Source organism: Archangium sp. Cb G35 (assembly GCF_001896145.1).
GTDB lineage: Bacteria > Myxococcota > Myxococcia > Myxococcales > Myxococcaceae > Archangium > Archangium violaceum.
Genome location: NZ_MPOI01000012.1, coordinates 66,394 through 78,184 on the forward strand (window position 1 = coordinate 66,394; position 11,791 = coordinate 78,184).

Consider the following 11,791-nt stretch of genomic DNA (forward strand, 5'->3'; position numbering starts at 1 on the left):
ATGGGCCGCTACGGAATGTGCAGGGCTCGCAGGTAACGGCCGTTGCCCGGCACCTCCACGCGCAACAGCAGCGTGCTTCCCGCGGGCGCCTTGCGGATGATCTTCGCCAGCTCCTCCGCGTTGCGCACCGGCTTGCGATCCACCTCCACCACCACCATCCCCGGCTGCAGGTCCGCACGCTCCGCCGGTGAGCCCGGCAACACGTCCGTCACCAGCGCCCCCTCCTCCGAGCGCAGCCCCGTCCGCTCCACGATCCGCGGATCCACGTTGCTCAGTGACACGCCCACGCGCGCCTTGGAGGACTGCTCCGTCTCCTCGCCGCCACGCCGCTGACGCGAGCTCACCCCCTCGCGGTCCGGACGCGTCCCCAGCTGCACCTTCAGCGCCTGCCTCTTGCCGTCCCGGAAGACGTCCACCGTCGACGTGGAGCCCGGCTTCTTCAGCGCCACCGTGCGCGTCAACTGGCCTCCCGAGCCCACCTTCTGCCCGTCGATGGCCACGATGACGTCGTCCGACCTCATGCCCGCCTTTCCCGCCGGGGAGCCCTCGTTCACCTGCGACACGATCGCGCCCTCGTTGACCGGCAACGCCAGCGCCTTGGCCAGGTCCTGCGTCAGGTCCTGGATGCCAATGCCCAGCCACGCACGCGTCACCGCGCCGTCCTTCTCCAACTGCGGCTTGAGCGCCTTCACCAGGTTGCTCGGCACCGCGAAGCCGATGCCCGTGCCGCCGCCCACGATGGCCGTGTTGATGCCCACCACCTCGCCCTTCAGGTTGAAGAGCGGACCACCCGAGTTGCCCGGGTTGATGGCCGCGTCCGTCTGCAGGAAGTCGTCGTACGGGCCGGAGTGGATGTCGCGGGCTCGCGCCGAGAGGATGCCGCTGCTCACGCTCGAGGCCAGACCGAACGGGTTGCCGATGGCCACCACCCAGTCACCCACGCGCAGCGCGTCCGAGTCCCCCAGCTTCACCGTCTGCAGGTTCTCCACCTTGCCCTTGAGCCGGATGAGGGCCACGTCCGTGAGCGGATCCGTCCCGACGATCTCCGCGTCGAAGCTGCGCCCATCGTCCAGGCGCACGCGGATGGCCACCGCGCCCTCGACGACGTGGTTGTTGGTCAACACCAGGCCCTTGGCGTCGATGATGAAGCCCGAGCCCGAGCCCTGCCGGATCTGCTCGCGCCCTCGGCCCCGGCCCTCTCCGCCTCCGAAGAAGCGATCCATGAAGGGGTTCTCCCCCTGTCCGAAACCGGAGGCCTTGGACTGCACGTCCACGTTGACGACCGCCCCCTTCACGGACTCGACCAGCGGGGCGAGCGAAGGCAGGGCCTGCGCTTCCCGGGTGGCCGGCTGGGAGGGAGGAGCGGAAGGAGCCGCCGTCTGGGCCTGCGCCAGCACCGGCAGCGCTACGATGAGGGCGCCCGTAAGAGCGCGCCGCGATGCATTCAGTCGCTTGATCATGGTCTCCCCCGAAATAAGACGGAAAGACGTCAAGGCAAGGCAGATCCGCCCTGCCCGAGCGACTGGGAAACAGTGAGGCCCTCCTTCTCTTCCCGAGAATGAGAGCCAGGGATGTAGGCGCCACACCCTCAACAGCCCGGCGAGCGCCCCGGTCCCCTACCCCGGGCGGTACACCCGGTAGTCGATCTCCGGGAAGAGGTTGTTCTTGCCCTCGATGTGGGCCAGCCAACCCTCGTCGATGCTCCCGTTCCGGATTTGATCGTGCAGGCGCTGGAAGCGGAGGATGTGCTCCTGCGTGCGGCGCACGGCGTAGTCCACCATGGTCCCGGTCTTCATGATGAAGGCCCAATCCGAGGCCTGGGCCAACAGGAGCTCGCGCGAGGCCTGGTTGAGCGCCCGGCGCACGAGCGTCGGGGCATCGGGGTGGTCCTTCGCCAGGGCCACCATCTGCCGCGAACAGTGGTGGAGGTGCCGGTAGATCCAATCGTTGGTGCCGTCCAGCCACATGTTGGCGTAGCCACCCGCGCCCCACGAGGACAGGGGCGGCGTGGCCACCTGGTTCTCCGGGTGCTCGGCCAGATCGTCCGAGGGCGCCACCAACTGGAACGTCTTCTGCTCCCGGGCCACCTTGCGGATGAGCGCCTCGAGGAACCAGGGCCCCTCGAACCACCAGTGGCCGTAGAGCTCGGCGTCGTAGGGAGCCACCACCACCGGCTTGCGGCCTCCCATCTTCCCCGTGAGCCACTCGAATTGCTTCTCGCGGTTGAAGAGGAAGTTGCCCGCGTGGAGGGCGGCCCGCTCGCGCGCGACGTCCGGATCGTAGGGCTGCTTGTCCTGCGTCTTGCCGGTGATCCGGTAGTACTTGAAGCCCGTGTTCTTGCGATCCCCGGTGGGCTGGATGAAGGGCCGGATGTAGTCCAGGTCCAGGTCCCAGCCGATGTCCCGGTAGAACTCGCGGTAGACGGGGTCCCCCGGGTAGCCGTGCTGGGAGCTCCACACCTGCTGGCTGCTCTCGGGATCCCGCGCGTACGCGGCCACACCCGCTTCCGTGTAGATGGGCGCGAACGGGCCATGCACCGGCCGCGGCGAGGCATCCGTCAGGCCGTGTGTGTCCACGAAGAAGTAACGGATGCGCTCGGCCGCCAGGTACTTCTCCACCCCGGGGAAGTAGCCGCACTCGGCCAGCCAGATGCCCGGCGCGTCCCGGCCAAAGGTCTGCCGGTAGTGGTTGGCCGCCACGGTGATCTGCGCGCGCACCGCCTCGGGCGTCTGCTGCATCAGCGGCAGGAAGCCGTGCGTGGCGTTGCAGGTGATGATCTCCACGTGCCCCGCGTCCTGCAGCCGGCGGAACGCGCTCACCAGGTCCCGCTTGTAGCGCTCGCGGAAGGCGCCGCGCAGCGTCTCGAAGTGGTCCCGGTAGAAGTGGGCCAGCCGGCTGAAGACGGGATCGTTCCGGGTGCGGTGCACCTCGCGCGAGCCCAGCTCACACAGCTGGTCCAGCTTGCGCGCATAGCGGTCCATGAGCAGCTCGTCGCGCAGCATGGTGACGAGCGTGGGCGTGAGCGTCATCGTCACCCGGTAGGGCACGCCCTCTTCCGCCAGCCGATCGAAGACGAGCAACAGCGGGAGGTACGTCTCCGAGATCGCCTCGTAGAGCCAGTCCTCCTCGAGGAAGTCCTCGTACTCGGGGTGACGGACGAACGGCAGGTGGGCGTGCAGGACGAGCGCGAGCGAGCCGATGCTCATGTCTTCTCCCTACCGGCCCAGACCCGAGGAGGAAGGACGCATCCACGCCCAGACCCATTGCTCGGAGGACCCGCCCGGCCCTTGCGACCCCATCCACTCGCCCGACGGCCCTGCCGGCCCTTGCGAACGCGCCCACTCGTCGGAGGAGCCGCTCGGCCCCTGCGACTTCATCCACCACGACTCGGAGGAATCCGCCTGCGTCCGCGCGCCCGCCGGCTGCTCCGAGGAGCCGCCCGGACCCTGCGACCGCATCCACTGCTGCTCCGAGGAGCCAGCGGGACCCCAGGAGCCCATCCACGGCTGCTCCGAGGAGCCCTCGGCACGGCGGGCATGGAGGTAATCCTGGCCGGGGGGCCCCTCCTCCGGGGCACCGGGGCCGGTGCGCTCGCGCTGGAGCTCGGGGATGTCCTCGAAGCCCCCGCTGCCCGGCAGGGCCACGCGGCGCCAGATGATGTACTCGCGCTCCTCGTAGAGCGGGGTCCGGGTGGGCGCGGTGGCCGCCACCGCCTCCATGTTGGCGCCCCGGACGGCAACGGGCGGCATGCGCAGGTAGCGCACCGAGATGTCCTCGGACGGCCCTCCCGGCGGCAGGAAGACGCGGTTGGAGGAGTGGCCGATGCGGCGTGAGCGGCCACTGCTGCCCACGAAATGGGCCTCCACACGGTAGGGACGGCCGGGCGGCAGCCCGTGGATGTAGAAGCTGCGCGACTCGAGCGCGACGTCGATCACCCGCACCAGCACGTCGGCGTCGTCATAGACGCGCAGCACGGCGCGCGGCGACTGCAGCCCGTCCAGGGCACGCCGCCGGGCCTCGGCGCTGAAGTCCCAGAGCACGAAGAGCGTATGCGGATCTCTCGCCAGCAGCAGCGCCGTGTCGTCCTCGTAGTCCATCGGCAGCTCGCCGAGATGCTCTGCATAATCCGGCGAGCCGAGCGCCTCGCGGGGCCGGCGGTTCTGCGCCTCGGTGAGGTGGTGGTGCCAGGCCTCCTGCTCTCCCGCCATGCGGGCCACGAAGAAGCCCTCCACCAGCGGCTCGGCGGCATGCTGCGCCACGGGGACAGCCTCCGGAGGCGCGGCCGGGTCCACCGGCGTCACCAGGGTGACCTCCTCGTCGACCGAGAGCCGGCCCGGCGACTTGGGCTTGGGCGGGAAGGTCACCACCTCCGCGGGGCGGGGCAGGGGGTGGACCGGGGTCTTCTCGTCGTCGTCGCCGGGCAGGGGGTGCTCCGGGGCGGCGGGCTGCTTGGGACGCTCATCCTCGGGCTTCTCGGTGCGTGAAGCCGCAGAGACGGCCACCGGGGCCTTGCGTGAGCCCGTCGTCCCCACCGTCCCATCCGCCGGACGCGTCTTCTGGTTGACGGCCCCCGTCCCCTGCTCCTCGAGGCCCGCCAGCTTCGCCAGCCTGGGCACCCGCTGCGCGAGCGCCGCCAGCAGGTCCTTCTTGGTCTTGAGCTTGCTATGCCCGCGTCCGAGATGCTTACGCGCGAGCTCCCGCAGGTACTCCACCGTGACGCTCTTGAAGTCGGCCATAGGCACCTATCGGCTTAGGTCGCCAGGGCTCGGGGGTCAACGAGCGATTTCACTTCTGTTCGTGGTCTTACCTCGGGACTCGCCGGGGGCGGTGACAAGCCGGGAGTCGACTTTGTATTCTCCCGTCCGCCTTGAGCGACCTGCCCAGACTCCTGCTGTGCAGCTTCGATGTCCTCCCCGGCCCTTCTGGCTCGTCGCGGCGGTTGACGGAGTATTTGAAGGCATTGCCCGATCGCTTCTCCGTGGTGGTGCTCTCGGTCAAGACGCCGGACCACTCGCACATCGAGAAGTACCAGGGCGCCCGCCTGCTCCGCGTGCCCGTGGGCGCTGGAGATCTGGCCTCGCGCATCCAGTCCTTCGAGCGCGCCGTGCGCCGCCAGCTGGAGAGCGAGGAGTATGCGCTCGTCCACTTCACCGACCCCTTCGGCGGCTACGCCCTGTGCGAGCTCAAGGGCGACTACGGCTACCGGCTCATCTACGAGGCCCAGGGCTTCCCCTCCCAGGAGCTGCGCTACACGCACCCGCAGTTGGAGGGTGACCGGAAGTTCCTCTCCAAGGTCCGCCGCCAGGAACTCTTCTGTCTGATGAACGCGGACCGGGTCATCACCGGCTCGCCCACCACGCGCTCCTTCATCCAATCGCTGGGTGTGGGCCAGGAGTCCGTACAGGTGGTGCGCGCCCCGGTGGACCTGGGGCCCTATTCGCCCGAGGCGCTCGGCTCGCCGGATGGCACCCCCATGCGGCTGATGTACCTGGGCAGCCAGGTCGCCTGGCAGGGACTGGCCGGGCTGCTGCGGGGGCTCGCACTCGCGGTGCGGGAAGTGGACGTGCGGCTCACACTCGTGGGCGCACGCCACCCGGACTGGCAGCCCCACCTGGAGGACCTCGTCTCCGAGCTCGGTCTCAAGGAGCACGTCGAGTTCCAGCCGCCCGTGGCCCATGACGATGTGGCCAAGGTGCTCGCGCTCGCGGACGTGGGCGTGATGCCGCTGGACGACGTGGACCGCAACCGCGTCCAGGGCGGCGCCCTCGCCAAGGTCTCCGAGTACCTCGCCGCGGGCCGTCCGGTGCTCGCCGCCGATCTCCCCGTGGCCCGGGAGCTCATCCCCTCCTCGGCCGGTGTCTTCTATCCACCCGGTGACGCCCAGGCGCTCGCGGACCACCTCATCGCGCTGGCGCGGGACGTGCCCCGGCGCGTCTCCCTCGGGAAGCAGGCCCGGGCATATGCCGAGCAGTGGCTCGACGCGGGCCTCATCCGGGGCCGGCTGCTGGACATCTATGACGGCCTGCTCGGCAAGACCCCGGTGGCGACGGCGCCCGCCGATGAGTCCAAGCTCAGCCCGACGATGACGGGCACGCCCACCAACCGCATCCTCGCGCTCGCGGGGACGGTGAGTGCGATCACGCCCGGCTCCGTGGCCCCAGCACCCATCGAGGGCGCCTCCGCGGGCGAGCCCATCCCGGACACCGACCCGGGCCAGGGCGGCTCCGCGCGCGAGGAGCTGCCGCTCGTCACGGGCCACATCCTCTATGAAGAGGGCCTCGACACGCGCCTCATCAAGACGGAGCCGGCGGCCTCCCGGCCCGATGGTCCTCCCGTCATCATGGGGCTGCCCCTGCGCGAGCCCTCCTTCAAGGACCGGGACAACGCGCTGACGGAGCAGGACGTCCGGCCGGGCGGGCCTCCCGTCATCATGGGTCTGCCCCTGCGCGACCCCCCCGCTCCCGCTCCGCCCGCGTCTCCCCCTCCCATTCCGCCCCGCGCGAGTCTGATCACCCGGGCGGTCTCCGCCGAGCACCGGCCAGCCCCGGCCCCGGCACCCGCCGCGGCTCCCGAGCCGGCCCAGGCCCGGCCTCCCGCGCTGCCGCCCCGCCGCGAGGAACGTCCCACCCCCCGCCCGGCCGAGCCCCCCGTCCTGCTCCAGCAGGCCCCCAGCCTGCCGGAGAAGTCGCGCCCGTCGATCTCCATTCCGCCGCTGCCGCCCAGGGCCCGGCCTCCTGGAGACGCCCGCCCCGCCTCTCCACCGGTGCTCACCCCGACGGAGGTGCCCCCTGTCTCCGTCGCCCAGGCACGCACCCCGGCCAAAACCGAGGAGCCCGAGGAAATCTCCGAGGCCGAGGCCGAGGAGATTCAAGAGGTAGACAGCGTTCCGACACCTACCGACGCCCAGCCCCTGGAGGAGCCGGAGGAGATCAGCAGCGCGGAGATCCACGAGGCGGAGACGCCGGAGACGCCGCCCCGGGAGCCCCCCGAGTCGCGGTTGAACCCGTGGTTCGCCCAGTTGGCGCACGGCTACTGCCCGCCCGAGGGCACGCAGTTCGCCCGGCACACCCCGCCCACCACCATGCCCGGCCGGGACGAGGATCCCGCCCCGCCTCCCGCGCCCAGGGCGCAGGGAGTGTCACGTGGCAAACCCTCGTAATCCGAGAGAGACGCGTCCTGCTCGTGAGGCAAGCGGACGAGCCCGACACGGAAACTTTCCAAGCCCTTTCGCGCGCGGCTAGGATGTGCCGGTTTTCATTGCACTTTTCGTAGGTAAAAGGGCTCATGGAGCGCCGCGTCCTCATCGTCGAAAGCCAGAACGACTTCGCCCTCAGCATGGCCACCGTGCTCAAGAGCGCGGGCTATCAAACGGCCATGGCGGCAACCGCCGCCGACGCACAGCGTGAGATGGAGAAGCGTCGGCCGGACCTCGTCGTCGTCCGAGCCGAGCTGCCGGATCAATCCGGCTTCACCCTGTGCGGGCAGATCAAGAAGGGCAAGTGGGGGCAGAACCTCCGTGTGCTGCTGCTGTCCTCGGACACGGGCGTGGAGGGGCTGAACCAGCACAGCCAGACGCCGGGTGCCGCGGACGGCTACCTCATCATCCCCTTCGAGATGGGAGAGCTCGCCTCCATGAGCGTGGGCATCCTGCCTCCCGACGAGGAGCCGGCCCCCGCCGGCCACTCGGGTGACGGTCCGCCGCCCATGCCGCCGCCGCTCAAGGGCGCACCCGCCCCCGCTGGCAGCCCGCCCCGGCTGCCCAAGCGCGAGCGCCGCAGCGCCATCACCGAGGAGGATCGCGGCTTCCTCGAGCGCTCCTTCCAGTCCATCGCGGACCGCAAGGCCGAGCTGCTCGCCGAGTCCCGTCAGCTCAAGCGTCCGCCCCCGCGGCGCGACCTGATGGGCACGCCCGAGGGCAAGGTCCAGCTGCTGCGTGACGAGCTCAAGGTGCGCGAGGCGCAGATCGCCCGCATCTCGGAGATCTGGAACGTCCGCGAGCGCGAGCTGCTCTCCGTGGAGGACCGCCTCCACGAGAAGGACGTGGAGCTGCAGGGCCTGAAGATGCAGGTGGATGACCTGCTGCGGCGCTTCAACGAGGCCCAGCAGGGCATGCTCCAGAAGGAGCGCGAGCACGGCGCCACCGTCGACGACCTGCTCCTGCAGAAGTTCTCCGCCGAGAAGGATCTCATCGAGGTGGTGGCCTCCAAGGAGAAGGACATCAACGTCCTTCGCCGCGAGGTGTCCAGCCGCGATGACGAGCTGTCGCGCCGCGCCGGCGAGCTGGATACCGCCCGCGAGGAGTACGACAAGCTCGAGAAGCACCTGGGCATCGTCACCCTCGAGTTCGAGGTCAAGGAGCAGAAGCTCACCGAGACGGTGCAGGCCCACGAGGCCGAGCTGGCCCGCCGCCAGCAGCGCATCGACTCCGTGGAGGGCGAGCTGGCCCGCACCATCAGCGAGCGCGACCAGCGCCACGCCGAGATGAGCGGGGAGATCCAGGCGCTGCAGGAGCGGCTGGCCCAGACGGAGCAGGAGCGCGACACCACCGTGCGTGCCCTGGAGTCGCGTGCCCTCGCGGCCGAGGACCACGGCGCCCGGGCGGACGCGGAGCTCCAGCGGCTCACCGAGGAGCGCAACGCACTCGAGGCGCGGCTCAGCGAGCAGATCGCCGCCCTGGAGTCGGACCTGTCGCGCATGACGGGCGAGCGCGACCAGCTCCAGCAGGACAAGGACGCGCTGGAGAGCGATCTCACGCAGCGGCTGGAGGAGCGCGACGCGAAGGTCGCCACGCTCGAGCGCGAGCTGCAGGAGACCATCGCCCGCAACGAGCACCACGAGGCGGAGCTCAACGCCAACATCCAGCAGCAGATGGAGCGCATCGGCGAGCTGGAGGGCGAGGTCGAGTCCGTCAAGGCCCACCTGGCCGACCGCGAGGCCGAGCTGACCGCCGAGCTGGAGGCCCTCACCCAGGCTCGCAACGAGCTGGAGGCCTCCAAGAACGCCCTGGAGGCCGAGCTCAACGGGCAGATCCAGGCGCTCCAGGAGACCGTCGCCGACCGCGACACGCAGATCTCCAACCTGCGCGGCGAGCTGGACGCCACCTCGCAGACGCTCGCGCAGACGCAGGCCACGCTCTCCCAGACCGAGGAGACGCTGGCCAGCACCCGCGGCGAGCTGGACGCCACGGCCCAGACGCTCGCCGAGACGCAGGGCACGCTCGCCGACACCCAGGCCACGCTGGCCGACACGCAGGGCCGTCTCTCCGCCACCGAGGAGACCCTGGCCAGCACCCGCGGCGAGCTGGACGCCACGGCCCAGACGCTCGCCGAGACGCAGGCCACGCTGGCCGACACCCAGGGCCGTCTCTCCGCGACGGAAGAGACCCTGTCCTCCACGCAGGGCGAGCTGGAGGCCACCTCCCAGACGCTCGCGCAGACGCAGACCACGCTCTCCCAGACCGAGGAGACGCTGGCCACCACGCGCGGCGAGCTGGAGGCCACCTCCCAGACGCTCACCGAGACGCAGGCCACGCTGGCCGACACCCAGGCCACGCTGGCCGACACGCAGGGCCGTCTCTCCGCCACCGAGGAGGCCCTGTCCTCCACCCGCGGTGAGCTGGAGGCCACCGCCCAGTCGCTGGCCGACACCCAGGCTACGCTGGCCGACACGCAGGGCCGTCTCTCCGCCACCGAGGAGACGCTGGCCACCACGCGTGGCGAGCTGGAGGCCACCGCCCAGTCGCTGGCCGACACGCAGGCCACGCTGACCGACACGCAGGGCCAGCTGGAGCAGACGCGCGACGAGCTCGCCCGCACCGTGCAGGAGCGCACGGATCGCGAGACGGAGCTGCAGGCCGCCAACGCGGAGATCACCCGCGTCAGCGGCGTCCTCCAGGAGACCGAGGCCCTCAAGCAGGCCATGGAGGAGGAGCTGTCCGAGCAGCTCGGCCAGGTGCGCAACGAACTGGCCGAGACGCAGGGTGCCCTCGCCGCCACCCGCGAGGCGCTCGCGGGCGAGCAGGCCGCCCACGTGCAGACCCAGCAGCAGGCCTCCGCCACCCAGGCGGAACTGGAGGGCGCGCTCGGCCAGACGCGTGATCAGAACCAGGAGCTGGAGGAGCAGCTCTTCCTCACCAAGCAGGAGCTGGGCAGCCGCGTCGCCGAGGTCACCCAGCTCGGCGCGCAGCTCTCCCAGTCCGAGGACGAGCGCCACCGCGTGGAGGACCGCCTCAACACGCTCACCGCCGAGTCGCAGCGCCGCATCGACTTCCTGGAGAAGGACGTCGCCACCAAGGGCCAGGAGCTCTCGGACACGCTCCAGAAGCTCACCGGCATGACGCAGGAGAAGGAGCGTCAGCGCGCCGAGGTGGCCGCCAGGGCCGAGCAGATCAAGCAGCTCGAGTCCCGCCGCCAGCAGGAGGCGGAGCAGGCCAAGCGCACCGCCGACGAGCTCACCCGGCAGGCCGGCGCCCTCAACACCGAGCTGGAGAACGCGCGCAAGCAGATCGCCGCGCGTGACGAGCAGCTCAAGGTCGCGGGCAACAACCAGACGAAGCTGCAGTCGGATCGCGACGGGCTGGCCAACCAGCTCGCCGAGGCCCAGGCGCAGATCCAGGCGCTCCAGCAGGCCCAGGCCCAGGAGCGCAACGAGGCGAAGCGCGCCGCGGACGACCTGGCCGCCAAGCTGTCCCGCGCCGAGGCTCGTACCACCCAGCTCACCCAGGAGGCGCAGACCCGCGCCGCCGAGGCCGACGCCAAGGTCAAGGAGGCCCAGACGCAGCTCACCGCACGGGCCAAGAAGATCCAGGAGCTGGAGCTCGCCGTGGAGAACGCGGCCGGCGCCAAGACCCGCGTGGAGAAGGATCTCAACGCCAAGGTGGCCGCCGCCGAGGCCAAGACCACCGAGGCCGCCACGAAGCTCGCCGCCGCCGCCAAGGAGCGCAAGGAGCTGGAGGCCCGTCAGGCCAAGGAGCTCGAGGAGCTGGCCACCCGTCAGAAGGCGGAGCTGGAGCGCCGCGAGGCCCTGAAGACCCAGGAGATCGCCCGCCTGCAGCAGTCGGTGCAGGAGAAGAGCAAGGCCCTCAAGGTCGCCGAGCTGGAACTGGCCCGCTTCAAGACGAAGTCCCCGGGCACGGCGGCCGCGAAGTCCACCGCCGCGGCCAAGCCCCTGGCGGACGAGGACGACAGCGCGCTCACCACGCAGCTCAACACCACCATCGCGCCCGCCGCTCCGGCCAAGGCCGCCCGTCCCGCCGCCAAGAACACCGTGGCCAAGAAGGCCGCCGCGGCGCCTCCCCCCGTCGAGGAGGAGGGCGTCTCCGACCGCACCGTGGTCATGCAGATCCCCACGGCCGCTGCCTCGGACGAGGCCGACTGGACCTCGCTCGTGGACGAGCTGGACAAGTAGTGTGGTTCACCGGCCGCGCGTGGCTCCCTTGCCTCGCGCGGCCGAAGCTTGATGGCGGGAGCACCCTCCGGGGCCGGTCTCGCGAAACTTGTCCAACAGTTGGACAAGTTGGTGACGAGCGCGGCCGGGAGGTGTCTTGGAACGGCCTACGAGGAGAGGCTCAGAGCGCGGCGCGAGCCTGGCGCACGAGGTCCTTGAACTCGACGGTGGCGACCACTTCGCGGAAGGACACGTGGGTGCCCTGGGTCCGGGCCTCCATGAGAGCCTGCTGCCAACGAGCCCGCATGGTCCGGGTGGCGACGTAGGCGATCAGCAGCATGAAGGCTCCTGGAATCAGGGCCACCGCCACCACGAGCACCATGCGCAACAACCAGGACATGACCGC

General features: G+C 70.6%; 6 protein-coding genes. 2 read left to right on the plus strand and 4 right to left on the minus strand.

What is annotated here, in order from left to right; translation table 11 throughout:
* Positions 1-8: 8 nt before the first annotated feature.
* The 3 genes from BO221_RS33110 to BO221_RS33120 all read right to left on the minus strand — a co-directional run bounded on the left by BO221_RS33110 (position 9) and on the right by BO221_RS33120 (position 4,736).
* Positions 9-1,460 (minus strand): trypsin-like peptidase domain-containing protein, encoded by a 1,452-nt coding sequence (locus tag BO221_RS33110; protein ID WP_073564870.1) that lies wholly within the window; start codon positions 1,458-1,460, stop codon positions 9-11.
* A 156-nt stretch (positions 1,461-1,616) separates the two neighbouring features.
* Positions 1,617-3,206 (minus strand): glycoside hydrolase family 57 protein, encoded by a 1,590-nt coding sequence (locus BO221_RS33115; protein ID WP_073564871.1) that lies wholly within the window; start codon positions 3,204-3,206, stop codon positions 1,617-1,619.
* Positions 3,207-3,215: 9 nt separating this feature from the next.
* Complete coding sequence (locus BO221_RS33120) at positions 3,216-4,736, minus strand: DUF4912 domain-containing protein (protein ID WP_073564872.1); 1,521 nt, start codon at positions 4,734-4,736, stop codon at positions 3,216-3,218.
* A 224-nt stretch (positions 4,737-4,960) separates the two neighbouring features.
* Here BO221_RS33120 and BO221_RS33125 point away from each other — a divergent pair, with 224 nt between their 5' ends.
* Together BO221_RS33125 and BO221_RS33130 are read left to right on the plus strand one after the other, a co-directional pair.
* Positions 4,961-7,159 (plus strand): glycosyltransferase family 4 protein, encoded by a 2,199-nt coding sequence (locus tag BO221_RS33125; protein ID WP_369865923.1) that lies wholly within the window; start codon positions 4,961-4,963, stop codon positions 7,157-7,159.
* Positions 7,160-7,284: 125 nt separating this feature from the next.
* Positions 7,285-11,406, plus strand: a complete 4,122-nt coding sequence (locus BO221_RS33130) for a response regulator (protein ID WP_073564874.1) — start codon at positions 7,285-7,287, stop codon at positions 11,404-11,406.
* A gap of 160 nt (positions 11,407-11,566) precedes the next feature.
* Here the strand turns inward: BO221_RS33130 and BO221_RS33135 are convergent, their stop codons facing one another.
* Positions 11,567-11,785 carry a hypothetical protein gene (locus BO221_RS33135; RefSeq protein ID WP_198956242.1) on the minus strand — a complete coding sequence of 73 codons (219 nt, stop codon included), beginning with the start codon at positions 11,783-11,785 and terminating at the stop codon, positions 11,567-11,569.
* Positions 11,786-11,791: the final 6 nt, after the last annotated feature.